This is a genomic window from Streptomyces sp. NBC_01283, from assembly GCF_041435335.1.
Classification (GTDB): domain Bacteria; phylum Actinomycetota; class Actinomycetes; order Streptomycetales; family Streptomycetaceae; genus Streptomyces.
In genome coordinates this window covers 6523614-6549586 of record NZ_CP108430.1, presented here as the reverse complement: position 1 = coordinate 6549586, position 25973 = coordinate 6523614, and the positions used below count along the sequence as shown (strand labels likewise).

Sequence of the window (25973 nt, the reverse complement as noted above, 5' to 3'; positions counted from 1 at the left end):
TAGTCCCATGGGACGCACACCACGACGCACATCACGCAAACGATCAAAACTCGCCGGGCGCGCCATCGCCGCCTCGGCGGCTCTCATTCTGGGCGGCGGCGGAATGGTCGCGGTGAATGTGTACGCGAATGCCGGGGAAGGCCCCGATTCGCCGTCCACCACGACCCGCTCCGGCGAGCAGGGCGGCGGGCAGGGGATGGGGATGGCCACCATCAGCTGCCCGGACGTCGGCACCCAGCTCTCCGACGTGCCGGACGGCGCCCGCGAGGACGTGGACCGGCGGCTCGCGGAGCTGGACACCCAGATCACCGCCGCGTACGAGAAGTTCGCCGACGCGCGGAACACGGAGCAGGCCCAGGCCGTGCTCGGGCCGCTGGAGGAGAAGCGGCGGCCGACGATCGAGGGCATCGGGTCCTCGATCGACCAGGCCGGCGGCCGGCCTCCCCAGGGCATCGACGGCATGGCGCCGTGCACGATGCGGGCCGACGACTCGGCCGGTCAGCAGCCCCCGCAGGACGGGGACGGCGGTCAGCAGCCTCCGCAGGACGGCGGCGAACAGCCACCCGGCGACGGTGAGGGCGACGGGGGCCAGCAGCCGCCCGGCGACGGCGCGGAACAGCCGCCGGGTCAGCAGAACGGCAATGGACCCGAGGCCGGCGACTTCGTCGACATCAACTCCGTCCAGCCCAACGTCAACCGCCCCGGCAAGAAGCGCGGAGCGTCGCGCGGCAGCTTCACCACGAAATGCGGGACGAACGAGAACGGCAAGTTCAATCCGGACAATGTCATCGCCGCACCCGGCGTGAGCAATGGCGCCCACCACATGCACGATTACGTCGGAAATCAGGCCACGGACGCTTTCTCCAGTGACGACGACCTCGCCAACGGCGACACCACGTGCCGGAACCAGGGAGACAAGTCCACCTATTACTGGCCGGTCCTGAGGCTGCAGAACGGAGAGGACGAGAACGACGCCGGAGCGGACGGCGGCGGCAAGGACCAGAATGTCGGCCAGATCCAGACACCGTCGTCGGTCACGCTGAAATTCGCCGGGAATCCGACGAGCAAGGTCGTCGCGATGCCGCGCTTCCTGCGCATCATCACCGGTGACGCCAAGTCGCTGACCAACGGTGACGCGAACGCCAACGCGTCCTGGAGCTGCACCGGCTTCGAGGACAGGCAGCTCAAGGACAAGTACCCGATCTGCCCGGAGGGCAGCCAGGTCGTCCGGACGTTCAACTTCCAGAGCTGCTGGGACGGCCAGAACACCGACAGCGCCAATCACCGCACGCACGTGGCCTTCGCCGACGCGAGGAGCGGCGCCTGCCCGCAGGGATTCAAGGCCATTCCGCAGCTGGTGCAGCGCATCGTGTACGACGTGCCGCCCGGCCCGGGATTCGCCGTCGACTCGTTCCCCGAACAGCTGCACAAGCCCATCACCGATCACGGTGACTTCATCAACGTCTTCGACCAGAGGCTGATGAACCGCATGGCCAAATGCATCAACAGCGGTCAGCGCTGCAAGTGACCGAATGACCGGGCCGGTCGGAGCTGAGCCGAGCCATTCGGCTCAGCGGACCGGCTGACCCCCGTACCGCTGCGCGGTCAGCTCGTATGGTGACCGGAGTGGCCCGAGTGCCCCGGGCCTGCGTCCTCGTGATCCCCACCACCGCTACTCCCCGAGTGGTGCGAGGACTTCTCCACCGTCCCCCCGAGCCGGCCGCGCAGCCGCATGACCACTTTCTCCTTGCCGACCGCGATCCACTTCTTGCCGACGAGGTAGGTACCGCCGTAATCGGACGCCTCGTCGAACCATTCGGCCTGGCCACGAGCATTTGTAAAGGTTACTAGTACGTAGCGGCGGGCACCTTTGTCACAGGTGGCCTGCCGCAATTCGGCCGCGTCCGTCTGGATGTCGGGCTCGCATCGCGCCTTGGCCGCCAGCTGCTCCAGGGTGCCGCTCGCCGTGTCCGGCGGCGCGTCGTCGCCGTCCGAGCCGCATGCCCCAAGCATCATCAGCAGTCCTACACCTATGCCTACACCCATGCCCGTACGCATGCGCCGGTGCCCGCGCATGCCCCTGCCCACGTCCGCAAGCGGCTTTCGCGCTGCCTTCATCGTCCCACCAGTCCCTCCAGGCGAGGTGAACTCGCCATCTCCGTATGCACCGTTGAGCGCCGGACGCCGCACGGATACCGTGCGCCGCACCATTCGACCCAGGGGGTACACATGACCGATCCGTCCCGACGTTCCGTGCTCGGCACAGCCGGGGCCATCGGCCTCGGTGCCGCCGTCGGCGGGGTGGCGGTTCCGTCCCACGCCGCCGAGGGGCCCGTCCGGGGCCCCGCCGTCGCCCTCGATACGGATTCCGCACGCTCAGCACTCAACAGACTCCTGCCGCATCACGCGGAACAGTTCCGGCTCAGACTCGTCCCCGCGAAGGGCGGCACGGACCGTTTCCGGGTTTCGGGCACCACGGGGCGGATCGATGTGTCCGGGACGACGCCCGCCGTGCTGCTCACAGGGGTCCACTGGTATCTGAAGTACGTCTGCGGGGCCCACGTCGCGTGGAACGGCAGTCAGCTCGACCTGCCGGACAGGCTGCCCGCGCCCTCCGGGCCGCTGGAGCGGTCCACCTCGCTGCCGCACCGGTTCGCCCTGAACGACACGAACGACGGGTACACCGCGCCGTACGCCGACTGGGCGTACTGGGAACGGATGATCGACATCCTCGCCCTGCACGGCTGCAACGAGGTCCTGGTGATCGCCGGGGCGGAGGCCGTCTACCACCGGGTGCTCAAGGACTTCGGCTACAGCGACGCGGAGGCCCGCGCCTGGCTGCCCGCGCCGTCGCACCAGGCGTGGTGGCTGCTGCAGAACCTCTCGGGGTACGGCGGGCCGCTGTCCCCCGAGGTCATCGCGGACCGGGCAGAGCTGGGACGCAAGATCGTGGACCGGCTGCGCTCGCTGGGCATGGCGCCGGTGCTTCCCGGCTACTACGGGCACGTTCCCGACGGCTTCGTGGCGCGCAACGGCGGGGACGCGCGAGTGGTGCCGCAGGGCACCTGGCACGGGTTCAAGCGGCCCGACTGGCTTGACCCCCGCACCGCGTCCTTCGCGAAGGTCGCCGGTTCCTTCTACCGGCACCAGGAGCAGCTCTTCGGGGCCGCCGAGAACTTCAAGATGGACCTGCTGCACGAGGGCGGCACGGCCGGGGACGTCCCGGTGCCGGACGCGGCGCGGGGCGTGGAGGCGGCCCTGCGCAAGGCCCGCCCCGGTGCGACCTGGGTGATCCTCGGCTGGGAGGCCAATCCGCTGCCCGAGCTGCTCGACGCGATCGACCGGCGGCGGATGCTGATCGTGGACGGGGTCTCCGACCGGTTCAAGAGCGTCACCGACCGCGAGAAGGACTGGGGCGGCACGCCGTACGCGTTCGGGACCATCCCGAACTTTGGGGGCCGTACGACGATCGGCGCCCGCGCCCACATCTGGAACGACAAGTTCTTCGCGTGGCGGGACAAGGGCGGCAGCGCGCTCGTGGGCACGGCGTTCATGCCGGAGGCGACGGACCGGGACCCGGCCGCCTTCGAGCTCTTCTCCGAACTCGCCTGGTCGGACGAGAAACTGGACCTGAAATCCTGGTTCGACGGCTACGCGGGCTTCCGCTACGGCGGCCGTGACGCCGACGCGCTGCGGGCCTGGCGGGCACTGTACGACACCGCCTACCAGCACAACGCCGTCGAGCGGAGCGACCCGCACGACTCACTCTTCGCGGCACGCCCCGACCTGGCGGCGAACCGCGCCGCCGAGTACGCGCCGCGTGCCCTGGCCTACGACCCCGGCCGGTTCGACGCGGCGTTCGCCGGGCTCCTCGGGGTGCGTGGGGCACTGCGGGGCAGTGCCGCGTACCGGTACGACCTGGTGGACGTGGCCCGGCAGGCGCTCGCGCACCGGAGCCGGCAGTTGCTGCCGCAGCTGCGGAGCGCGTACCGGCGCGGGGACGCGGACACCTTCCGCACGCTGTCGACGCTGTGGCTGCGGCTGATGCGTCTTTCGGACGAGCTGACGGGGACCAACCCGGCTTTCCTGCTGGGCCCTTGGGTCGAGTCGGCGCGCAGGATGGGCACGAGCGAGGCGGAGCGCGCGGAGTTCGAGCGGACCGCCAAGGTGCTGATCACGGTGTGGGGCGGCCGGTCGACGTCCGACGGCGGGAAGCTGCACGAGTACGGCAACCGTGAGTGGTCCGGTCTGATGGCCGACTTCTACGTGCCCCGCTGGCAGAAGTGGCTCGACGAGCTGTCCGACGCGCTGACCGCGGGGCGGGAGCCGAAGGCGGTGGACTGGTTCGCGGTGGAGGAGCCGTGGACGCGGGAGCGCAAGGACTATCCGCTGCGGGGAACCGGCGACACGTACCGGACGGCCGCACGGGTACGGGAGGTGCTGGCCCGGGCCCCCTACCAGGGGTCCCTGAAGGTCACCGCCGACCCGGCGTCGCTTCCGCCCGGCGGGCACGCACGTGTCGAGGCGGTGTTCCGCAACGTCAACGGACTGCGGGCCACGGGCCGCGTCGACTTCCGGCTGACCGGGATCGACGCGGAGCCTTCCGGTCCGGTGTCGCTGCCCCGGGTCGCTCCGGCGGGCACGGGAAAGGTGGCGTGGCGGGCGAGCGCGCCGGACACCCCGCTGGACCGTCCGCTGCGGCCGCTTCCGTACGAGATCGCCGTGCGGTACGGCCCCGCGGGCGAGCGGCGGGTGGAGGCCGTGCACGAGGGGGTGCTCTACGAGGCGGGCCCGGTGGGAGCGGGGTGGCACCGCTACTCGAACAACGCCGCGGTGTTCGGCGAACTGGACGGGCGGTACGCGATCGACGGGGCGGGTGCGGACCTGTGGAAGGGGACGACCGAGTTCGGCACGCTGTACCGGGAGGGCGCGCTGCGCAGCGGCGTCTCGGTGACGGTCCGGGTCGACACCCAGGCGGTCACGGGCCCCTGGGCCAGGGCGGGCCTGATCGCCCGCAACGCCATGGAGGTGCCGGGCTCCCCGGGCTTCGTCAACTTGGCGGTCACCCCTTCGAACGGGGTGGTCCTGTCCTACGACACCACGGGCGACGGAACCCTGGACACGTACAAGCGCATCACGGGACTCAAGGCTCCGGTACTGCTGCGGCTGTCCCGGTCGGGCGACACCCTGACGGGCTCCTGCTCGACGGACGGGGGCGCCAACTGGCAAGTCGTGGCGAGTGTTCCGGTGGCGGGGGTCGCGGCGGCGCAGGATGTGGGGCTGTTCATGAGTGCGACCAATGGGGGCGACGGGGAGCGGGGGACCGTGTCGTTCAGTGGGTGGGGGGTGGCCTGAGGGGTTGGTGCACCGCACCGACGCGTAACGCTGTGCGACAGTGTGGCCATGGATATTGCGTGGGAGCAGCGGGTGGCCGAAGCGTGGGCCACGGTGGAGGCGTACGACGACCGGGGCGAGGAATTCCGGAAAGTCATCGACTCGCTTGTCGAGGAGTTGCCCGCCGACAGCCCCATCGGGCCGTTCGAGCGGGCCTGCGCGTTCGACTCCACCGGACACTCGGACCGCGCCGTACCCCTGTACCGCGAGGCCCTGGCGAAGGGGCTCGACGGGTATCGGCGGCGGCGCACCGTCATCCAACTCAGCAGCTCCCTGCGGAACATCGGGCAGGCGGAGGAGGGCGTCGCGCTGCTGGAACGTGAACTCGGCGCTCCCAGCGACGAGTTGGACGATGCCGTCCGCGCCACCCTGGCCCTCTGCCTCGCCAGCCTCGGCCGCGAGCGCGAGGGCCTGGCCCTGGTCCTGGAGGCCCTCGCGGCCCACCTCCCCCGCTACCAGCGGTCGATGGGAAACTATGCTCGACAGCTCACGGAGAGGTGACCATCCGACGATTCGCTCGTTTTGCTGAACGTGTCGTCGAATGTGAAGTCCCCCTCCCCGCCCCAGGATCTCTCCGCCGTCGTCGATGTCGAGCAGGCCGAGGCCGCCCTCGTCGAGCACTACCCGCGCCTGGTGCGGCTCGCCTATCTGGTGCTGCCGCCCAGCCTCGGGCGCAACCGGCGGGTCCTGACCGCCCACGCCCTGACCCAGCGCGCACTGCCCCGCAACAGCAGGCCGGGCGACGCGGAGGTCATCCCGGAGCAGCGTTCGGGGGAAGGGCGCAACGGCGACCCCGGATACGCGTACGTACGGCTGCGCGTCGTCCGCACGGCGCTTGACGCGGGGCTTCCGCTGCGGCGCAAGGCCTGGCCCAAGCGCTCACAGCTGCCCCCGCTGCTTCCGCAGGTCTGGGGGCTCCGGCTCTTTCCGCGGTCGGGGGGCGCCGACGAACTCGCCCTCGACCAGAGGCTCGCGGCACTCTCGGGCCCCGCTCGGGCCGCGTACGTGCTGCGCGGTCTTGAGCGCCTCCCCGACGGGGACGTACGCAAGGTGCTCGCCGCCGCCGGAGTCGACGACCCGGCGGCGGCCCTCGCCCAGGTCGACGGGGTGGACGCGGCGTACGACCTGCTCAGGTCCCCCGAGTTCGACCCCTGCTCGCTGCAGGCGCGGCCCACCGACCTGATGCGCCGCAGGCAGCACATGAAGGCCGCGGGCATCGCGCTGGCCGCCACCCTGGTCTGCGGCGCGCTGCTCGGCCTGCCGGGCGGCGGCTGGGGCCCCGACGGGGCCGCCGCGCCCGCCTACGCGCGGAACCCGGCGGGGCAGGCCGCTCTCGACCCGGGGCAGTTGACGAAGGTCGCGGCCGGTGCGTGGAAGCATTCCGCCCGCGCCGACTTCTCCGCGTGGCCCGCCAGGGGCGCCCTCACCGACGACCACGCCCTGCTGCGGCGCGCCCTGGCCGTCTGGGCCCGCCCCGGCGAATCGGTGCAGGTCTCCGCCACGCCCGGCACGGCGGCCGGCGCCCCTCCCGGCCCCGCGCAGCTGCTCTTCGCCGGTGAGGTCGACGCGGCCCGGGTCGTGCTCCTGTACGACGGACTGCGCATCGTGCGGTATGCCGAGCCCAAGGACGGCACCAGCGGAGCCGCGCTCGACTTCGCGCGCGTGGACGGCGCGACGGCCGCCGAGGCGGGCGCCGTGGTGGTGAACCGCGTCGACGGCAACGTCCGGTACCTGACCGCGCCCTGGGTGGGTGCTGTCGCCGTACGCGACCTGCTGAAGCCGGAGAAGAGCGCCGACGCCCTGAAGCGGGACGGCGACGGTGTCACGCAGCCGTTCGCCAGTCCGGCGCAGGCCCGCGCGTGCACCTCCTGGAACGCTCTGCAGCTGCGGGACGACTCCGGGGCGAATCGACTCTCCACCGACCTCGGCGAGCTCGTCCCCGCCCATCTCACCGCGGGCCGCCCGCAGGCTCCGCGCGAGGCCACGGCCGCGAACTGGTCGTCGGCCGCCTGCTCGCTCACCGACGCGCGCTCGAACGGCGTGCGCTCCGTGAACTCCTGGCAGTACGCCCGTCAGGCGCTGCCCGAGGCGAACGGCCCCGCGGTCTGGCTCTGCACGCGCGCCGACACCTGGCGGGGCGACGGAGGCCGGGCCCTCGCGCAGTTCCAGGCGGCGGGCGCCGCGGCGGTCGCTGCGAAGGCCGAGGACTCCGCGGCGTGCGGGGCTCGGGAGCCGTCGGTGCTCGCGGGAGTGCGGTGGAAGTCCCGGGGCGGGAACTGGTACCTGCTGGGCGGCGGCAGCAAGGACGTCGTCTCGGTCAGGGCGTCCGGCGGGTCCCAGATTCCCGGCAACACCGTGGCCGCCCCCCTGCGGCAGGGCGCGCGCGCCGGGCTGACCGGGCGGCTCGCGGACGGCTCGAAGGTGTCGACGCTGCGGTGATCCGTCAGGCGCCGGACGGGTCCAGCTCCCGCAGGTCCTTCTCCAGGAGCAGCACGCCGTACGTGCTCCCGTCCGCCGCCACCTTCCCCGGCAGCTCCCCCACGACCTCGTAGCCCGCGGCCTCGTAGTAGTCCCTAAGCCGCGGGTTGGACGACACGCAGTCCAGGCGGCAGCGCTCACGGCCCGCCTCGGCGATCCGCCGCTCCGCGCGCGCCAGCATCGCGCGGCCCGTTCCCGCCGGGGCGCCGCGCCGTGTCATCAGGCGGTGCACATAGCCCGCGACGGGAGGCTGTTCGCCCCAGGCGGGCTCGTCGGCCCACCACACCTCGTACGCCCCTGCGACCATCTCGCCGTCGTACGCGAGCCAGACCTCGTCCGAGGCGATCCGCCCGCGGAAGTGCTCCGCGCCCTTCTCGCCGGGCTTCCACTGGTCGATCCCCCGGGCCCGCATCCAGTGCGCGGCACCGTCGTAGAGGGCGACGAGGGTGGGGATGTCCTTCTCGTCGGCCAGGCGGTGGGTCAACTGCTCTGCTCCTGCGGCATCAGTGCGATCAGGCGGGTGATGAGCTCGGCGAACGGGCCCTCCGGCGGCTCCTCGACGAGGATGCGGCGCAGGATCGCGGCCATCTCCTCGTCGTAGGCGGCGCTCACGGCGGCGAGCGCGGCGAAGTCGTGCACGAGCTGCAGTTCGAGCTCGGCGCGCGGGATGCGGCGTCCGTCGAGCCAGATGAGCGCCGTGGACTCGGCGAGCGAGATCCAGGAGCGCACCACCAGTTCGAGCCTGGCGGGCGGGTCGGTGACGCCGAGGTGCGCGAGGATCTGGATGTACGCCGCCTGCCGCACCGAGTCGATCAGCGCGTTGGTGGTGGACGAGCCTACGGCGGGCCCGCCGCGCATCAGCGCGGAGAAGCCGGGGCCGTGGCCGTCCACGAAGTCCAGGAAGCGGCCCATCACCCGCAGCAGGCGCGCCCCCAGCGGGCCTTGCATCGGTTCCACGAAGCGGTCGGCGAGGTCGTCGGCCGCCCGCTGCAACGCCGCTTCGTACAGGCTGAGTTTGCCCGGGAAGTAGTGGTAGACCAGCGGTCGCGAGATGCCCGCGGCCGCTGCTATCTCGTCGATCGACACGTCGTCGGGCGAGCGGTGGCTGAACAGGTCGAGCGCGACCCCGATCAATTGCTGCCGCCGCTCCTCGACACCCATTCTGCGGCGCACCCCGGTAGTCATACGAACACCTTACCGAGCAGATCCAGCCGTCCAAGGGGGCCGGTGCGCACCAACCGTTCACATGTCTCACATGTCCAGGACGATTCGGTCACCGCCCGCCCTCGACACACAGATGAGCATCGAGTCCGCGCGCTCGGCGTCCGTGAGCAGTTCGTCCCGGTGGTCGATCTCCCCTTCCAGGACGCGCTGTTGGCAGGTTCCGCAGAATCCCTGCTCGCAGGAGTACGCGGTGTTGGGCAGCTCCGCGCGCACCGCGGACAGGACCGTGGTGTCCGCGGCCACGGAGAGGGTCCGTCCGCTGCGGCGCAGTTCCACCTCGAAGGTGCCGTTGCCCTCCGTGGAGGTGTGCGGCGTGAAGCGCTCCAGGTGCAGTGCGGCGCCTTCGGGCAGCGTCGCCGCGACCGCCTCCATCAGGCCCTCGGGGCCGCAGACATGGACCGCGGCGGAGGGCGCCAGGTCCGCGAGGAAGGCGGTGAGGTCCGGGCGTCCGCCCTCGTCCTCCGCGACGACCGTGACCCGGCCCGCCGTCGTGCCCGCCAGTTTCTCCACTTCCTCCAGGAACGGCATCGAGGCCCGGGAGCGGCCCCCGTACAGCAGCCGCCACGAGCGGCCCGCCGCCTCGACCTCCCGCAGCATGGGGAGGATCGGGGTGATGCCGATGCCGCCCGCCACGAAGACGTACGCGTCGGCCTCGGCCAGCGGGAAGCGGTTGCGCGGGCCGCGCACCTCGACCTCCGCGCCCTCCTGGAGCTGCTCGTGCACCTCGCGCGAACCGCCGCGCCCGCCCTGCTCCGGGCCGATGAGGCGGGTGGCGACGGTGTACGAGGAGGTGTCCTCCGGGTCCCCGCACAGCGAGTACTGGCGGACGAGCCCCGAGGGAAGGACCAGGTCCAGATGGGCGCCCGGCTTCCAGGCGGGCAACCGGTCGCCCTCCAGGCGCAGTTGGACGACCCCGTCGGCGACCGTCTCGTGCCGGGTGACGAGAAGACGCAGCGCGCGCGAGCGCGGGCGGCCCGACACCGGCTCCTCCAGGGCGGGCAGCGGCCACAGCGGTGAGGCGTCGATGCGGCGCCGCATGGCCCGCTTGGCGAGCAGGGCGGCGCCCGTGACGAGCAGGACGGTGCGGATGCGGGGCATGTCAGTGCGCTCCCTTCGGCAGCGATTCCGTCGCGGTCTCGGCGGCGGTGGCCGCCGGGGAGGAGGCGAGGTAGGCGACGGCCTGGGCGGTGCTGCCCTCGTGGGAGGGGTGGTAGGCGCGGCTCAGATAGCGGGGGATGGAGCGGATCATGTCCGGCGTCGTGGGCAGCGTGCCCTGCTTGCCGCCCTGGTAGAAGTCCTTGAACGACGCCTTGCCGCCGATGAGCGTCGGGTCGTTCTCCATGAAGAAGCGTGCGCCGCGCTGCCAGAGGAAGACCAGGGCGGTGAAGGCCGTGGCCCAGGTGCGTGCGCGGCGGCGATAGCTGCCGTCGACGTGCATGAAGAGGTCGAAGGCGACGGAGCGGTGCTCGACCTCCTCCGCGCCGTGCCAGCGCAGCAGATCCAGCATCGTCGGGTCGGCGCCCCTGCGGTCCAGCTCGGCCGCGTTCAGGACCCAGTTGCCGAGGAAGGCGGTGTAGTGCTCGATGGCCGCGATCATCGCGACGCGCTCCATCAGCCACCACTTGCGGGCCTTGCCGGGCGGCAGCGTCCGGTCACCGAGCATCTTCTCGAAGAGCCAGTCGACCTGGGCGGTGTAGGGCGTGGGGTCCAGGCCCTGCTCCTTGAGGTGCGGCAGGACCTCGTCGTGGGCCTGCGCGTGCATGGCCTCCTGGCCGATGAAGCCGATCACGTCCTCGCGGAGCCGGTCGTCCCTGATGTACGGCAGGACCTGCTTGTACACGTGGACGAACCAGCGTTCGCCCGCGGGGAGCAGCAGATGCAGCACGTTGATCGTGTGCGTGGCGAAGGGGTCGCCCGGCACCCAGTGCAGCGGGGTGTCCTCCCAGGAGAAGGAGACTTTGCGCGCCTTGAGCGGTATGTGCTCGGAGGCGACGGGCTTCGGCTCCCGGCTCTGCGTATTAGACATGGCGTCAATGTACTGACGGGTAGGCGTGTGGGTACAGATCTCTGCGGCGGTTTTTTGGCGGTGTGCCGCACGGTGTCGCGCGGTGCGGAGTCAGTTCTTCCTGCGCAGCGCGAGGAGCGCGATGTCGTCCTCGCGTTCGTGCCCGAAGCACGCGAGGAGCGTGTCGCACAGGTCGGCGACGCCGCGTGGCGCGCCCGCCGCGGCGATCCGCAGCTGCTCCATCGACACCGCCAGGTCCGTGCCCCGCGTCTCGATGAGCCCGTCCGTGACCATCAGCAGGCGTTCGTTCCGGCCCAGGCGGATCTCGCTCGGCCGCGGCCGGTCGAGACCGAGGCCGAGCAGCGGCCCCCGCACGTCGACGTACGCGGCCGTGCCGCGGTCCCGCACCACGAGCGGCGGGATGTGCCCCGCGTTGGCGATCCGGGTGTGTCCGGTGGCCGGATCGACCAGGCTCAGGCACATCGTGGCCGTCACGCCCGGGTAGTACTGCTGCAGCATCCGGTCGAGGCGTCGGGCGAGCGCGCCGGGGTCGGCGTCCTCGACGCAGTACGCGCGCAGCGCGTGCCGGATCTCGACCATCACGGTGGCCGCCTCCAGGGAGTGCCCGACGACGTCACCGATGCCGGCCAGGACACCGTCCGGCGTCGGCAGCGCCGCGTAGAAGTCTCCGCCGATCTCCGTCTGGCGCGACGCGGGTTCATAGCGGACGACGACGTCCGTGCCGGGCAGCTCCGGCAACTTCGACGGCAGGAAGCTGCGTTGCAGGGTCAGTGCGACGTGGCGCTCCTCCTCGTACATCACCAGCGGTTCCGCGGCCAGCGCGGTGGCGTGCGCGAGCCGCTCGACGAGGTGCCCCGTCTCGTCGGGGAGACCCTCCCGGTACGCGGGCGTCGCGAGGCACACGAGCGTGCGCCCTTCGCGCAGCCGGGCCAGGACGAGGTCGGCCTCCTCCGGCGTCCCGTCGCCCCACTGTCCGGTGGCGCCCACCGAGCGGAAGAACCCCGACGGCCACAGCGGGGCGGGCACGAGGGTGTGGCGCACGCCCGAACGCCCCGACATGACGCGCCGCATCAGCCGGGCCACCGCTTCGTGCGCACCGTGGTCCGGCAGCGAAGCGACGGCTCCGCGCCGGGAGAGCCCCCGGTGGATCTCGCCGCCCACGCCGAGCACGAACACCGTCGCGGGGCATTCGGTCAGCCGCTCCGCACCGGTGGCCGCCGCGTCCGCCAGCTCGCCGAGACAGCGCGCGGACTGCACGGCCAGGATCGTCCCCGCGAGCAACGCGAGGCGTCCGGCACGCAGCTGGGCGTCGCTGCGGGTACGTGCCCCGCGCGCGGCGGCCCGTACGACCGCCTGGATCTCCTCGGGTTCGGCGGGCACCGTCAGATAGGACTCGCCGCCCGCGTCGAGCCCCCGGCACCGGTCGGCGGGCGGGCGGGACGCCGCCGAGAAGTGGACGACGGGCAGACCGGCGATGGGCGGCAGCTGCTTGATGCGGCGGCAGAGTTCATAGCCGCTCATGTCCGGGAGGCCGACGTCGACGAGGGCCACGTCCGGCAGGTCCCCGGCCCGCATCCGCACGTCGAGTTCGATGAGTGCCTCGCTCGCGCTCGCGGCGAGCAGGACGCGGTGGCCGTCCCTGCGCAGGACGGCGCTGAGCGCGTACCTGCTCGCGGGCACGTCGTCGACCACGAGGACCGTGCTGACCGTGCTCACTGCCTTGCCCTTGACGCTCACGCGGGACAGCCCCTCGGCGCGGAACGGCGCAGGCCGGCTCGTGCCTGCCTCCTCAAGTTAGCGCGCGGCCGGGCACCCCGGGAGCAGACGGCGGCAGTACGACCCGGAACGGTGGAGGTCGTCGAACTCGCCGCACGTTCCACTTGCCTGCCAGTAGAATTTCCGGCTTCGGCCCGGACGGGGAGCACGGCGGGGCCATCGTCGTGACCTTCGCCTTCCACGGGGCGTTCAACGGAGTGCCGCCCGCCCCCGTACTCCTGAGGGACCTCATGACCCAGCACGTCACCGCCGCCCTTCCCGCAGACGCCCCGGACGACGACTCCACGCGCCACGAGTGGTGGCGTGATGCCGTCATCTACCAGGTGTATCCGCGCAGCTTCGCCGACGGGAACGGCGACGGCATGGGCGATCTGCCGGGCATCACGGCCCGCCTGCCCCACCTGGAACGGCTCGGCGTGGACGCCGTCTGGCTGTCCCCCTTCTACGCGTCCCCGCAGGCCGACGCCGGGTACGACGTGGCCGACTACCGCGCGGTGGACCCCATGTTCGGCACACTGCCGGACGCCGACGACCTCGTACGGGAGGCGCACGCGCTCGGCCTGCGCGTGATCGTCGACGTGGTGCCCAACCACTGCTCGGACCAGCACGAGTGGTTCCAGCGGGCGCTGCGCGAGGGCCCGGGGTCGCCGCTGCGCGAGCGCTTCCACTTCCGGCCCGGCAAGGGCGACGACGGCCGGCGGCCGCCCAACGACTGGGAGTCCGTCTTCGGCGGGCCCGCCTGGACGCGGGTCGCGGACGGCGAGTGGTACCTCCATCTCTTCGCGCCCGAGCAGCCCGACTTCAACTGGGAACATCCGGCGGTGCACGACGAGTTCCGCTCCATCCTGCGCTACTGGCTCGACCTCGGCATCGACGGTTTCCGCATCGACGTGGCGCACGGCCTGGTGAAGGCGGCGGGCCTGCCCGACATCGGCCACGAGGAGCAGGTGAAGCTGCTCGGCAAGCAGGCCGTCCCCTACTTCGACCAGGACGGCGTGCACGAGATCTACCGCGACTGGCGCCGGATCCTCGACGAGTACCCGGGCGACCGGATCGCCGTGGCCGAGGCGTGGACGCCGACGGTGGAGCGCAGCGCGCGGTACCTGCGCGCGGGCGAGCTGCACCAGGCCTTCAACTTCGAGTATCTGACGACTGGTTGGGACGCGGCGGCGCTGCGTGCCGTCGTCGACCGTTCCCTCGCCGCGATGAACGCCGTGGGGGCGCCCGCCACCTGGGTGCTCTCCAATCACGACGTCGTGCGCCACTCCACCCGCTTCGCCGACGGGGACGCGGCGCGCGGCCTGCGCCGGGCGAAGGCCGCCACGCTGCTGATGCTGGCGCTGCCGGGATCGGCGTACATCTACCAGGGCGAGGAGCTCGGTCTGCCCGAGGTGACCGAACTGCCGGACGAGGTGCGCCAGGACCCGGCGTTCTTCCGCAGCACGGGGCAGGACGGGACGCGGGACGGGTGCCGGGTGCCGCTGCCGTGGTCCGGGGAGCGGGCGCCGTTCGGCTTCGGTCCCGTCGAGGGCGGACCGAGCTGGCTGCCGCAGCCCGAGGAGTGGCAGGACCTCTCGGTGCGGGCGCAGGAGGGCGATCCCGCATCGACTCTGGAGTTCTACCGCCGCGCGCTTGCCGTGCGCCGCGAGCACCCGGCTCTGGGCGCGGGCCGCGGCGTGGAGTGGCTCGACGCCCCCGAGGGCGTGCTGTCCTTCCGCCGTACGACCCCGCGGGGTTCGGTGGTCTGCACGGTGAACCTCACCGCCGGTCCGGTCACGGTCCCCTCCCCCGGCACCGTGCTCGTGGCGAGCGCCGAGACGGCGTCCGGCACCGACGGGACGATCCTGCCCGCGGATTCAACGGTCTGGTGGGCAGCCTGAGATGTGACCGGTACAGTCCAATCCTGTGACCGCGCGACTGGCCGACATCGCAGCGCAGGCGGGGGTCAGCGAGGCGACGGTCAGCCGGGTGCTCAACGGCAAGCCCGGCGTCGCCGGTGCCACCCGCCAGTCAGTGCTTGCCGCACTCGACGTGCTCGGCTACGAACGTCCGGTGCGGCTGCGCCGGCGCAGCGCGGGCCTGATCGGGCTGATCACGCCGGAGCTGGAGAACCCGATATTCCCCGCGCTCGCCCAGGTCATCGGGCAGGCCCTGACCCGGCAGGGGTATACGCCGGTCCTCGCCACCCAGACGCCGGGCGGTTCCACCGAGGACGAGCTGACGGAGATGCTCGTGGACCGCGGGGTCTCCGGCATCATCTTCGTCTCGGGCCTGCACGCGGACACCTCGGCCGACATGCAGCGCTACGAACAGCTGCGGGCCCAGGGCGTGCCGTTCGTGCTGGTCGACGGCTTCTCCCCCAAGGTGCAGGCGCCCTTCATCTCGCCGGACGACCGGGCCGCGATGCGCCTCGCGGTCACCCACCTCGTCTCCCTGGGTCATACACGCATCGGACTCGCCCTGGGTCCCAAGCGGTTCGTGCCCGTACAGCGGAAGATCGAGGGCTTCGTACGCACGGTGCGGGACCAGCTGGCACTGCCTCCCGAGGAGATCGAGTCGGAGCTGGTCCAGCACTCGCTGTACACGCTGGAAGGCGGCCAGGCCGCCGCGTCCGCACTGCTCGACCGGGGCTGCACGGCCGTCGTGTGCGCGAGCGACATGATGGCCCTGGGGGCGATACGGACGGCGCGGCAGCGCGGATTCGAGGTCCCGGACGACATCTCGGTGGTCGGATTCGACGACTCCCCGCTGATCGCTTTCACCGATCCGCCGCTGACCACGGTGCGTAAGCCCGTTCCCGCCATGGGGCAGGCGGCGGTGCGTACACTCCTCGAGGAGATCGGTGGCACTCCCGCTCCGCACAGCGAATTCGTGTTCATGCCGGAACTGGTCGTTCGAGGTTCAACCGCTTCTTCCCCTCGGGGACGCACTCGTCCGTAGGGCGTAGAGAATGCGGCCTGAACCAGACCTTGGGATGATCGGTCGGAGGGTCGGTATCTGGCAGACTCTGTGCCTATGGGTGAGATGACTGTGACGACACTGGAAGGCCAGCAGCGGCCCACCACATCACCCATCGCGGGCGAGCGAGAAGACCGCAATGGGCGGGCATTCCTGCGTCGCCTCCGCACGCCCCGGCGCCCTCGGCTCTGGTTCGAGATCCTGCTCATCGCGGTGAGTTACTGGACGTACTCCCTGGTCCGCAACGCGGTGCCGGAGCAGAAGTCCCAGGCCCTGCGGAACGCCGACTGGATCTGGCAGGCGGAGCAGCATCTCGGGATCGCCGTGGAGCAGAGCGTCAACCACGCGGTGAACTCGGTGACATGGCTCATCGTCGGCATGAACTACTACTACGCGACGCTGCACTTCGTGGTGACGCTCGGTGTCCTGGTCTGGCTGTTCCGCAGCCATCCGGGACGGTACGCGGCCACGCGCATGGTGCTTTTCGCGACGACGGCGGTGGCCCTCCTCGGCTACTACCTGTATCCGCTGGCGCCCCCGCGCCTGATGAACGGCCATGACTTCATCGACACGGTCCTGGTCCACCAGACCTGGGGCTCCATGGCCTCCGGCGACCTCAAGCACATGTCGAACCAGTACGCGGCCATGCCCTCGATGCACATCGGCTGGTCCCTGTGGTGCGGCCTGACGATCTTCGCCCTGGCCTCGACGCCGTGGGCGAAGGTGCTCGGCCTGCTCTACCCCACGGCGACCCTGATCGTGATCGTGGCCACCGCCAACCACTTCTGGCTGGACGCGGTGGGCGGCATGCTCTGCCTGGCGTTCGGCTTCGCGGTGGCCTGGGCCTGGTACGGGACGATGCCGCACCGGCTGCCGCGTGAGGTGGCGTTGCGTGAGGGCGAGGGCCGGGCTCCTCTGCTGCCCGCCAAGCTCTGGGCCCGGTTCAAAGCCTGAGCTTCATAAGCCTGAGCTTCATGGCCTGGGCGGAGGCCTGCTCCCTCTGCTGTCACAGGTGACGCTGAGTGACGTGTCCGCCGGACACGGTCAGGCGGACCTGGGCCTGCGCCACTTCGCCGGCGGGCACCTCCACGGGGTCGAGCACGTGCCGTACGGCGTCCGCGTAGGCCGGGGGTCCGGCCGGAAGGCGTCGGTGCCCTGCCCGTGGCAGTCCGCGCGCTCCAGCCAGGCGGTGCGTCGAGGCCCTCCTTGTCGATGCCGGTCATGCACCAGGGGGCGAGGCGCAGCCGCATGGTATTCACGAAGGGCTCGCCCCGGTGAAGACGTCGATGCGCGTGGCGACCAGCACCAGCGCCGCGCCCAGCAGCACCGCCGCGACCACGCGGGGGACCACGCGGGCGACCAGGGGGCTATCAGGGGGCGACCACGGTCCGCAGCACACCCTCCGGGTGGCTCAGCCGCCGGGCGCCCGTCCCTGCGGGGGCCCGGCGGCAGGAACCGTAGCCCCCCGGGCGGCTACGCCCCGTAGAAGCGCTCCTCCATCACGGCCCGCGCCCTGCGCGTGGTCCGCCGGTAGTCGTCCAGCATGTCCCCCACGTGCCCGGGGTCGTAGCCCAGGTAGCGTCCCACCGCGGCCAGTTCGCGCCCGTCCGACGGGAACGTGTCCCCGGCCCGGCCGCGCACCAGCATCACCGCGTTGCGCACCCGGGCGGCCAGGACCCACGCCTCGTCCAGGATCGCCGCCTCCTCGGTCGGGATCAGATCGGCGGCGCAGGCAGCGGCGAGAGCCTCCCGGGTCCGGGTCGTGCGCAGCCCCGGCTCGACCCAGCCGTGGGTCAACTGCATGAGCTGGACGGTCCATTCGACGTCCGAGAGACCGCCGCGGCCCAGCTTGGTGTGCAGGGTGGGGTCGGCGCCGCGCGGCATGCGTTCCGCCTCCATGCGGGCCTTCAGGCGGCGGATCTCGCGGACGGCGTCCTCGCCGAGGCCCTCCGCCGGATAGCGCAGCGGGTCGACGAGCTCGATGAAGGCGCGGCCCAACTCGACGTCTCCCGCGACCGGTTCGGCCCTCAGCAGCGCCTGGGACTCCCAGACCAGTGACCAGCGGCGGTAGTAGGCCTCGTACGAGGCGAGGGTCCGCACCAGCGGGCCGCTCTTACCCTCCGGGCGCAGGTCCGCGTCGATCAGCAACGGCGGGTCGGAGCTGGGGAGTTGGAGGAGCCTGCGCATCTCGGAGACCACCCGGGAGGCCGCCTTCGCCGCCTCGTGGTCGCTGACGCCCTCGCGCGGCTCGTGGACGAACAGGACGTCCGCGTCCGAGCCGTAGCTCAGTTCGTGGCCGCCGAAGCGTCCCATGCCGATCACCGAGAACCGCACCGGCAGCGTGTCGCCCCAGCCTTCGCGGACCACCGCGCGCAGGGTCCCCGCGATCGTGGCCGCCGTGAGGTCGGAGACCGCGTCGCCCACCCGGTCGAGGAGGGCGCCGGGGTCCGCCGCCGCGGGGCTCTCCTCCGTGCCGTACGAGCCGATGATGTCCGCCGCCGTCGTGCGGAACAGCTCGCGGCGGCGGACGCCGCGGGCCGCCGTGACCGCCTGTTCGGCGCCGTCCGCGCGGCCCACCGCGGCCAGGACCTCCTGCTCCAGGTGGGCGTGGTCGCGCGGTTCGAGGCCGCGCTGGTCGCCGAGCAGGGCCACCGCTTCGGGGGCGCGCAGGAGGAGGTCGGGGGCCAGGCGGCCCGCGGACAGGACGCGGGCCAGGTTCTCGGCCGCCGCGCCCTCGTCGCGCAGGAGCCGCAGGTACCAGGGGGTCTTGCCCAGCGCGTCGGACACCTTGCGGAAGTTCAGGAGGCCCGCGTCGGGGTCCGCCGAGTCCGCGAACCAGCCGAGGAGCACGGGGAGCAGGGTGCGCTGGATGGCCGCCTTGCGGGTGACGCCGGAGGCGAGCGCCTCCAGGTGGCGCAGGGCCGCCGCGGGGTCGTGGTAGCCGAGCGCGACGAGACGCGCGCGGGCCGCCTCCGTACTCAACCGGGTCTCCACGGGGGCGAGTTCGGCCACCGCGTCCAGGAGCGGGCGGTAGAAGAGCTTCTCGTGCAGACGGCGCACGACCGAGGTGTGCCGCTTCCACGCGCGGTTCAGTTCGGTGATCGGTTCCGTCCGCATGCCCAGCGAGCGGCCGATGCGCCGCAGGTCCGCGTCATCCTCGGGGATCAGGTGGGTGCGCCGCATCTTGAAGAGCTGGATGCGGTGCTCCAGGGAGCGCAGGAAGCGGTAGGCGTCGTCGAGCTGGACGGCGTCCACGCGCCCCACATAGCCGCCGGCCGCGAGCGCCTCCAGGGCCACCAGGGTCGAGCCGCTGCGGATCGAGGTGTCACCGCGGCCGTGCACCAACTGCAGGAGCTGTACGGCGAATTCGACGTCCCGCAGACCACCGGGACCCAGCTTCAGCTCGCGGTCGACCTCGCCCGCCGGGATGTTCTCCACGACCCGGCGGCGCATCTTCTGCACGTCGGGCACGAAGTTGTCGCGCTCGGCCGCGTGCCAGACGAGGGGCGCGAGGGTGGCGACGTACTCCTCGCCCAGGTCCAGGTCCCCCGCCACCGGGCGTGCCTTGAGCAGCGCCTGGAACTCCCAGGTCTTGGCCCAGCGCTGGTAGTAGGCGAGGTGGCTGCTGAGGGTACGCACCAGGGGGCCGTTGCGGCCCTCCGGGCGGAGGTTGGCGTCGACCGGCCAGATCGTGCCCTCGACCGTCGTCTCCGAGCAGATCCGCATCATGTGCGAGGCGAGCCGGGTGGCGGCCTGGATCGCCTTGCCCTCATCGGCGCCGTCCGTGCCGTCGACGGCCTCACCCACGAAGATGACGTCCACATCGGACACGTAATTCAGCTCGTGGCCACCGCACTTGCCCATCGCGATGACGGCGAGCCTGCACTGCGCGGCGTCCGCGGGGGCCGCCTGCTCGGCCATGCTGAGCGCGGCGCGCAGGGTCGCCGTCGCCAGGTCCGCGAGCTCGGCGGCGGCCTCGGGCAGGTCCGTCGTGCCGCAGACGTCACGGGCCGCTATGGCAAGGAGGCAGCGGCGGTAGGAGACGCGGAGCGAGACCGGGTCGGTGGCGTCGGCGAGACCGCGCTCGAACTCCTCGACGCCGGGGTGCAGGTCGGCCAGCTCGTACGTGACCAGGGCCTGCCAGTCGCTGGGGTGCCTGGCCAGGTGGTCGGCGAGGGCCTCGGACGCGCCGAGCACGCCCAGCAGCCGGTCGCGCAGCGGCTTGGCGCTGACCAGGGTGTCGAGCAGCTCCTGGCGGCTGGTGTCGTCGGGCTGCCCCTCGACCAGGCGTACGAGGCCCAGGAGCGCCAGGTCCGGGTCGGCGGCGGCACCGAGGGCGTCCAGGAGCACCGGGTCGGTCCGCACGGCGGACAGCTCGGGAGCGCCCAGCAGTCTCTCGGCCGTGGACGGATCGGTGAAGCCATGCCGCAGCAGCCGCGTGAACGTACTGCTTCTGCGCCCTTGCGGCACCGTCATCCCCGCGCCTCCGTTCGATCATCCCTGGCCCGAGCCTACGGCCTGACCGATGAGTTCTGCCCGCGTGCGCGGTCCGTACTTGGACGGGAGCATGGGTGACGGCGTCAGGAGGCGGATCATGTCGAGCGAGGAACCCCGTACGGAGCTGGATGCCCGGTACAGCAGTCCGGGGGCGGCGGCGACGCCATGGTCCGACGCCGTGCGGCAGCTCAAGGCGGCAGAGCTCTTCTGGATCTCGACCGTACGCCCCGACGGGCGCCCGCACGTGACACCGCTGCCGGCGGTCTGGCTGGACGGGGCGCTGCATTTCTGCACGGGCCCCGAGGAGCGCAAGGCCCGGAACCTGGCGGCCAACCCCGAGACCGTGCTGACCACGGGCATCAACCTCTGGGACAAGGGATACGACCTGGTCGTCGAGGGCTCGGCGGTCCGGATCACCGACGAGGCCAGGCTGCGGCGGCTCGCGGCGGCCTGGGAGGAGAAGTACGGCAGCTTCTGGCACTACGAGGTGCGGGACGGCTGCTTCCACCACGGTCCGGGCCACGCGTACGTCTTCGAGGTGGCCCCCCGCACCGCGTTCGGCTTCGGCAAGGGAGAACCGTTCAGCCAGACGCGGTGGCGCTTCGGGTGAGGGGGCGCGGGCGGAGGCCGCCATTCGCGCTGACAAGCCGTGGGCTCCCTGATGTACTCGGCCCATGGACTACACACTCGAGGTGATCCCGCTCCCCGTCAGTGACGTCGACCGGGCCAAGGAGTTCTACCGCGACAAGCTCGGCTTCCACGTGGACATCGACGCGGAGGTCATGCCGGGCATGCGCATCGTCCAGCTGACCCCGCCGGGGTCCGGCTGTTCCATCGCGCTGGCCGACACCCTCTGGGACACGATGGACGGCCCGACCCCGGCCCCGGGCTCCTACCAGGGCCTCCAGCTCTGCGTCGCCGACGCGAAGGCGGCCCACGACGAGCTGACCGCCCGCGGCCTGGAGATCACGGAGCCGGTGGCCCACGCACCGCAGGACGGCGGCACGTTCATGTACTTCAAGGACCCGGACGGCAACGGCTGGGCGATCCAGGAGTACCGCGTACGGGCGACCACACCTCTGCGCGAGGCGATCGCCAGCGCCCCGTAGGGGGCGCGGGGAACGGCGCGCTCAGCACGCGGCTGAGCGCGCCGTTCCCCCCCCCTGCCGGGGCCCTACAGCACCGGCAGGTTCTTCCTCAGCTCGAAGGCCGTGACCTCCGAGCGGTACTCCTCCCACTCCTGCTTCTTGTTGCGCAGGAACTGATGTGCCGGATCTACTGCCTCGGGGTTCGCAATCAGGTACGCCGATGACCAGCGGCGGAGCGGTTGTTGGCGGTCGTCGTTGGTCGACCTGGGACGCCCTTGGACGGCCCAGAGACGGCCCAGTGCCTCAGCCGCTGGTCTTTGGATGCGGTCCCAGGATTGGGGGGACCGAGGTCCCAAGTGAGACCGCGACTCGTTCCGGTTCACTACGAAGGGCCAGCCCCTGTGCGTGGTGCTGCCCCTTCAGGCATCATCAGCGGAGATAGTCAAGCCAAATGGCTGACCAAACTAAGCGGTGTTTGCTGGCGTTGGTTGGCGTGGAGCCCGCCTGAAGCTGTTGTGCCCTACGGGTAGTGAGTTGTTCCGGCCTATCGAAGACTCATGCATGCGCAGCAAGGGAAGACCAGAGCGCATGGGCCCCGCCATCACATCCGCTCTCATAACCAGTCCTGTCGCCCTCCTTGCAGCCGCACACCATCCGCCTCGCCCCCACTGCCCTTGGCTGAGCCACCTCGGCACACAGCATCATGGATCAGGGGATACGTCATAGCTTTTGCAGAAACCACTGAGGGCGGCCGGCGATGGCGGTGTAATGCACCGTGGGCTATCGACGGAGTCACCAGCTGCACCGCGCGGCCAGGCGGGCCTTCCAGGCTGGGAGCGGTTCGCCTGCCAGCTCCCGCCGTCCGCCCAGCACATTGCCGGCAGTTGCGCGGAGAGCTGCACTGCACCCCATGACCAGGTCTCGTCCCGCCGAGGCTAGTGACGGCTCGCAACGAGTCGGTGGTGTCCCTGAGCGCCAGGGGCTCGATTGGGCTCGCCTGGTTGAGCTGGCTTCGGTGCTGCTTGCCACCGTCGTGGCCGTGCTGAGCCTATGGTTCTCCAACCATCAGGTGAGCGACCAAATGAGGATCAGCAGAGAAGAGCTGCGCAACGGTAGGGAGGGGTGGGTCACCGATCGCTACACCGCCGCCGTGGGCAACCTGGGCGACGACGCAGTGGACGTGCGCTTGGGCGGCATCTATGCCCTGCAGCGCATCATGGAGGACTCTCCCCGTGACCACCCCACCATCGCCAACGTGCTTGCCACCTACATTCGCCTGCACGCCAGCACTCCGCCGAAAGTGGACCGACAGGTCGCGCCCGACGTCCTGGCTGCGCTTGATGTGATCAGTAGCCGTAATTCTGTCCATGACCGCTCCTTCGTTCCCGACCTTCGCTCTGCCCACCTTCCTGGCGTCGAACTGGGACAGTGGCCCTCCGACCGCAAGCCGGCCCAGCTGCGCAGAGCAATCCTCCGCCGCGCCGACCTGAGCGACGCAGACTTGAGCGGCGCGGACCTTCGAGGTGCAAGGCTCGCAAGCACCAACCTGGCCAACGCCGACCTGCGCGACGCAGACCTCAGGGAAGCGACGCCGGCCATAGCAAACCTGCGCGGTGCGGACCTATCCGACGCCGACCTGCGCAAAGCGGACCTAAGAGGCTCGGACCTTCGCGACGCGGACTTGATCGGCACCGACCTACGTGGCGCAATTCTGTACCGAACAAAACTGGTCGGTTTGACTCTCAGTGAGGCGGACTTGGATGGAGCCGATCTGAAAGGAGCCGACCTCACAGACGCGGCAGTGGCCACAACCCAGATCCTCACGACCCAAGTTGACTCGAGAACCAAACTTCCACCGCGCATCGCCAACGATTCAGATGTTCGGGCGCGGATCGCTGAAGTGGAAGCGGAGGATGACGGTATCTGACGCACGGGCACCGATCGGCACACAGTGTCACTGATCAGGCGGTATGGCACAGCTTATTAGGTACCCGTCACTTTCCCCACAGATTATTGGCGGCCGTAGTCGCCGCAGCAATAGCTCCTAGTGCAGTCAGTGGAACCACTACTGCCGCGATCTTCTCTCCACTGGAGAGCTGTGACCACCAGGAATCCCTTGACACATCCACATCTACCTTCAGTCGTGCCCTAGAAGCCCGCCGCTTCAGGAATTGATAGAAGGGGAAAAGCAATCCGAAAGAAAAGGCCACCGCCATGAATGCATTGAAAGCGATGTCATTCCTTTTGGCCTTTTTCGCCTGTTCGATGCAATCGGCAACAGTGTCGTCATCTACCCCATGAGTTAGGAAGAATATCCCGAATCCCACAAAGAATGCGAGCATGGTGAACGTGATGAAGTTTTCGTATCGAGGGGAACTGAACACCGCTCCTCTCGAAACTAGGAACTTTTCGATTCTGGCTATTTGGCCGTAGGCCCAGGTGGTATCGGACCCCGAGAAGTTCACCTCCGTCCGCTCCTTGTCTATGCTTATCTTTACCCCTCTTTCTCGGGAAGTGGTGTCAGCTTGTAGTGTGAGATTCGCCCAATCCTCATGAATTTCCGGAGCCTCCCGATGGACGCTTTCGACGAGCTCCTCTAGGGAGGGTTTCCAGAAGAGCGTCTCACCGGCAGTTGTGGAGATTTTTACCTCTGGCAGCGGTATTCCCTCACACGCCATTGCGAACAAGCTGTCAAGGTCACTTTTCCCCAGTTGGCACTGGTAGAAGACCTTTCGAAGATTCGTCTGCTGTCCTGACGGGCTCGGCGGGGTCGTCATGTCTCAGATGATGCCCGCGAAACAGGTCGCTGAGTACAGCTTCTGAGTGTTCTCCACTCCTTGAGAGACCCGGACACAGTGTCCGGGTCTCTAGGCATTTGCCCCTTCACAGTGGGTCTGACCGAGGAGCGAACGAGGCCAGCCACCGGCCTGGTCATCGTCTCGGTACCGTGAATTCAGTCCCCAACCAGCAGGAGGCAGCACCCCATGCGTGGTCTTGGAGATCACCTCAGCATCGGTGAGCGCATCGCGTTCTACCGAAAGCGTCGCGGCTACACGCAAGAGGTGCTGGCCGGACTGGTCGGCCGTAGCACTGACTGGCTCGCGAAAGCAGAGACCGGCCGCAGGAAGCCGCCACGAATCGACATGCTCGCGGAACTGGCACGCATCCTGCGCGTGCCGCTTGGCGATCTACTCGGTCAGACCCTTCTAGTGGAGGACGAGAAGCACCAAGACGACGTACCGGCCGTCCGTGATGCGCTCATGAGCCCCCGGCGTCTCTCGCGCCTGCTCTAGGCACGCGGTGGCATCACGCGGCTTCGTAGTGGTGCGCGCGCCCGCCCCGCCACTTCACCCACACCGGGTCATCGAGCAGCCCCTCTGCGTCCGGTAGACCGGCACGGCGGAGGAACTCGATGACGTCCACGTCGGAGTGCGCGAGGCCGAGGATCTGCCCGCGCACCGTCACCCGCCGGCCGCCGCTACCCTGCGGCGGGTGGACGACTATCGGCGCGCTGCTCATGTCTCCAGCGAGCGCCGCCTCGCTCACTCCAGCACGCCGAGCTCGGTGTCCGGCCTCAACTCCGGCTGTCTGCGAATGCCCGCTGCACAAGTAGTCGCCCGGCGGCGATCAACCCGCCCAGTGCGCCCAGGATCGCGGCGAGTGCCGCCAAGGGGAGGTCAGTAAGCCAGGCCAGCAGGAGGCCGGTTACTGAGAACGTCAGGTGCGCCGCTGTGATCCACGTTCCGAGTCGATCCCTCGGGAACACGATGGGCAGCACCGTCCACACAAGGAACAGCACGAGATAGCCGATCGGAATCAGGATCATGGACCCCCAAGGCTTAGACACTGACCTTAGACCTCACCCTGGCGCTCCGCCTGGAGCATGTGGGGGCGGTCAATCCAGCACACCGAGCTCGGTGTCCGGCCGGCAGTGGATGCAGGCGCGGATGCCGCGGGCCAACTCCCACCGCGCCTCATCTCGGGTGACCGGTGTGCGCCGCTTCCCTGCCGCGCCGCAGTCTCCGCGGTGCACCTCGACCGGCGGGCCGCCGTCCCCGATGCCTCGCTCGACGATCCAGTCCGGCGCGGATGGGCGGGCTTCCTCGCGTCGCACCCGCTCAGCCTCCCGGCGTTCCTCGCCGGCGATCCATCGGTCGATCTCCGCGAGGGCGCGTGCGGCCTGCTGCTCGACGACGCGGCGGGCGAAGCGCAGCTGGTCGAGGCGGGTAAGCGGAGCGGGATCGTTCACATGTTCGAGTCTAGATCCTCGGCATCCTGCGGGCGCAGACGCATTCCCGCAACGCCGGCGCCCGCAGTCGGGCTGCACCGGCCGTGGAGGGGAGCTCATCGCGGGCGGTGCGTCCTGCCTCCACCCTCCTCCGCCACTCGTCCTCGAATGAGTGAATTACCACGCATCTTTGCTACGTCACGAGGCTGGATGCGCATATGCACGGCTGGCTACTCCACCGGGTACTCCTGCGTGGACCGGACAGCCTTCTTCGCGCCCGGGTGCGCGCGAGATCCCGCTCCAG

General features: G+C 70.4%; 22 protein-coding genes and 2 pseudogenes. 11 read left to right on the top strand and 13 right to left on the bottom strand.

The features are described 5' to 3' along the window. The first annotated feature begins 7 nt into the window (after positions 1-7). The gene (locus tag OG302_RS29635) at positions 8-1528 is read left to right on the top strand and encodes a DUF1996 domain-containing protein (RefSeq protein WP_371529566.1); all 1521 of its coding nucleotides are present in this window, start codon (positions 8-10) and stop codon (positions 1526-1528) included. A 77-nt stretch (positions 1529-1605) separates the two neighbouring features. Here OG302_RS29635 and OG302_RS29630 read toward each other — a convergent pair whose 3' ends face one another. Beyond that, the gene (locus OG302_RS29630; protein ID WP_371529565.1) at positions 1606-2016 is read right to left on the bottom strand and encodes a hypothetical protein; all 411 of its coding nucleotides are present in this window, start codon (positions 2014-2016) and stop codon (positions 1606-1608) included. A gap of 213 nt (positions 2017-2229) precedes the next feature. On the opposite strand from OG302_RS29630, the gene OG302_RS29625 reads away from it, so the two are divergent. Genes OG302_RS29625 through OG302_RS29615 form a run of 3 tightly spaced genes read left to right on the top strand, consistent with a single transcriptional unit; the run spans position 2230 to position 7833 of the window. After that, entirely contained in the window at positions 2230-5355 is a 3126-nt protein-coding gene (locus OG302_RS29625) for an alpha-N-acetylglucosaminidase (RefSeq protein WP_371529564.1), read from the top strand. A 48-nt stretch (positions 5356-5403) separates the two neighbouring features. Beyond that, on the top strand, positions 5404-5895 hold the full coding sequence (locus tag OG302_RS29620) for a tetratricopeptide repeat protein (protein ID WP_371529563.1): 492 nt from the start codon (positions 5404-5406) through the stop codon (positions 5893-5895). 21 nt (positions 5896-5916) lie between these two features. Further along, positions 5917-7833, top strand: a complete 1917-nt coding sequence (locus OG302_RS29615; RefSeq protein ID WP_371529562.1) for a hypothetical protein — start codon at positions 5917-5919, stop codon at positions 7831-7833. Positions 7834-7837: 4 nt separating this feature from the next. Here the strand turns inward: OG302_RS29615 and OG302_RS29610 are convergent, their stop codons facing one another. The 5 genes from OG302_RS29610 to OG302_RS29590 all read right to left on the bottom strand — a co-directional run bounded on the left by OG302_RS29610 (position 7838) and on the right by OG302_RS29590 (position 12859). After that, positions 7838-8356: an N-acetyltransferase family protein gene (locus OG302_RS29610; protein WP_371529561.1), complete on the bottom strand. Its 519-nt coding sequence runs from the start codon at positions 8354-8356 to the stop codon at positions 7838-7840. Then, positions 8353-9057, bottom strand: a complete 705-nt coding sequence (locus tag OG302_RS29605) for a TetR/AcrR family transcriptional regulator (RefSeq protein WP_371529560.1) — start codon at positions 9055-9057, stop codon at positions 8353-8355. The genes OG302_RS29610 and OG302_RS29605 overlap by 4 nt, the downstream gene beginning before the upstream one ends. A 66-nt stretch (positions 9058-9123) precedes the next feature. Continuing rightward, positions 9124-10194: a 2Fe-2S iron-sulfur cluster-binding protein gene (locus OG302_RS29600; protein ID WP_371529559.1), complete on the bottom strand. Its 1071-nt coding sequence runs from the start codon at positions 10192-10194 to the stop codon at positions 9124-9126. A gap of 1 nt (position 10195) precedes the next feature. Continuing rightward, positions 10196-11122, bottom strand: a complete 927-nt coding sequence (locus OG302_RS29595; RefSeq protein ID WP_371529558.1) for a metal-dependent hydrolase — start codon at positions 11120-11122, stop codon at positions 10196-10198. 90 nt (positions 11123-11212) lie between these two features. Beyond that, positions 11213-12859 (bottom strand): SpoIIE family protein phosphatase, encoded by a 1647-nt coding sequence (locus OG302_RS29590; protein WP_371529557.1) that lies wholly within the window; start codon positions 12857-12859, stop codon positions 11213-11215. Positions 12860-13128: 269 nt separating this feature from the next. Here OG302_RS29590 and OG302_RS29585 point away from each other — a divergent pair, with 269 nt between their 5' ends. From OG302_RS29585 to OG302_RS29575, 3 genes are all read left to right on the top strand, one after another. Next, complete coding sequence (locus tag OG302_RS29585; protein WP_371750274.1) at positions 13129-14778, top strand: glycoside hydrolase family 13 protein; 1650 nt, start codon at positions 13129-13131, stop codon at positions 14776-14778. A gap of 25 nt (positions 14779-14803) precedes the next feature. Next, positions 14804-15838, top strand: coding sequence for a LacI family DNA-binding transcriptional regulator (locus tag OG302_RS29580; protein WP_361827212.1), 1035 nt, complete (start codon positions 14804-14806; stop codon positions 15836-15838). 75 nt (positions 15839-15913) lie between these two features. After that, positions 15914-16810, top strand: a complete 897-nt coding sequence (locus OG302_RS29575) for a phosphatase PAP2 family protein (protein WP_371529556.1) — start codon at positions 15914-15916, stop codon at positions 16808-16810. 174 nt (positions 16811-16984) lie between these two features. Here OG302_RS29575 and OG302_RS29570 read toward each other — a convergent pair. Together OG302_RS29570 and OG302_RS29565 are read right to left on the bottom strand one after the other, a co-directional pair. Further along, positions 16985-17106, bottom strand: a pseudogene (locus OG302_RS29570) (amidohydrolase); the annotation flags it as partial. 223 nt (positions 17107-17329) lie between these two features. Continuing rightward, positions 17330-20332, bottom strand: a complete 3003-nt coding sequence (locus tag OG302_RS29565; protein WP_371529555.1) for a bifunctional [glutamine synthetase] adenylyltransferase/[glutamine synthetase]-adenylyl-L-tyrosine phosphorylase — start codon at positions 20330-20332, stop codon at positions 17330-17332. A 118-nt stretch (positions 20333-20450) separates the two neighbouring features. Here OG302_RS29565 and OG302_RS29560 point away from each other — a divergent pair, with 118 nt between their 5' ends. Both OG302_RS29560 and OG302_RS29555 read left to right on the top strand, forming a co-directional pair. Further along, a complete protein-coding gene (locus OG302_RS29560) occupies positions 20451-20963 on the top strand; it encodes a pyridoxamine 5'-phosphate oxidase family protein (RefSeq protein WP_371529554.1) in 513 nt (170 codons plus the stop codon). Between the two features lie 64 nt (positions 20964-21027). Beyond that, on the top strand, positions 21028-21462 hold the full coding sequence (locus OG302_RS29555) for a VOC family protein (protein WP_371529553.1): 435 nt from the start codon (positions 21028-21030) through the stop codon (positions 21460-21462). Between the two features lie 65 nt (positions 21463-21527). On the opposite strand, the pseudogene OG302_RS29550 reads toward OG302_RS29555, so the two are convergent. Beyond that, positions 21528-21614, bottom strand: a pseudogene (locus OG302_RS29550) (glutamine synthetase); the annotation flags it as partial. Positions 21615-22351: 737 nt separating this feature from the next. Here OG302_RS29550 and OG302_RS29545 point away from each other — a divergent pair. Further along, positions 22352-23368: a pentapeptide repeat-containing protein gene (locus OG302_RS29545; RefSeq protein ID WP_371529552.1), complete on the top strand. Its 1017-nt coding sequence runs from the start codon at positions 22352-22354 to the stop codon at positions 23366-23368. A gap of 67 nt (positions 23369-23435) precedes the next feature. Here OG302_RS29545 and OG302_RS29540 read toward each other — a convergent pair whose 3' ends face one another. After that, positions 23436-24218: a hypothetical protein gene (locus OG302_RS29540; protein WP_371529551.1), complete on the bottom strand. Its 783-nt coding sequence runs from the start codon at positions 24216-24218 to the stop codon at positions 23436-23438. Between the two features lie 207 nt (positions 24219-24425). On the opposite strand from OG302_RS29540, the gene OG302_RS29535 reads away from it, so the two are divergent. Then, positions 24426-24734: a helix-turn-helix domain-containing protein gene (locus OG302_RS29535; RefSeq protein ID WP_371529550.1), complete on the top strand. Its 309-nt coding sequence runs from the start codon at positions 24426-24428 to the stop codon at positions 24732-24734. Between the two features lie 13 nt (positions 24735-24747). Here the strand turns inward: OG302_RS29535 and OG302_RS29530 are convergent, their stop codons facing one another. The 3 genes from OG302_RS29530 to OG302_RS29520 form a co-directional block, all read right to left on the bottom strand. Further along, the gene (locus tag OG302_RS29530; RefSeq protein ID WP_371529549.1) at positions 24748-24960 is read right to left on the bottom strand and encodes a hypothetical protein; all 213 of its coding nucleotides are present in this window, start codon (positions 24958-24960) and stop codon (positions 24748-24750) included. A gap of 55 nt (positions 24961-25015) precedes the next feature. Then, positions 25016-25267 carry a hypothetical protein gene (locus OG302_RS29525; RefSeq protein ID WP_371529548.1) on the bottom strand — a complete coding sequence of 84 codons (252 nt, stop codon included), beginning with the start codon at positions 25265-25267 and terminating at the stop codon, positions 25016-25018. A 69-nt stretch (positions 25268-25336) separates the two neighbouring features. Continuing rightward, the gene (locus tag OG302_RS29520; RefSeq protein ID WP_371529547.1) at positions 25337-25690 is read right to left on the bottom strand and encodes a DUF6233 domain-containing protein; all 354 of its coding nucleotides are present in this window, start codon (positions 25688-25690) and stop codon (positions 25337-25339) included. Positions 25691-25973 lie beyond the last annotated feature (283 nt).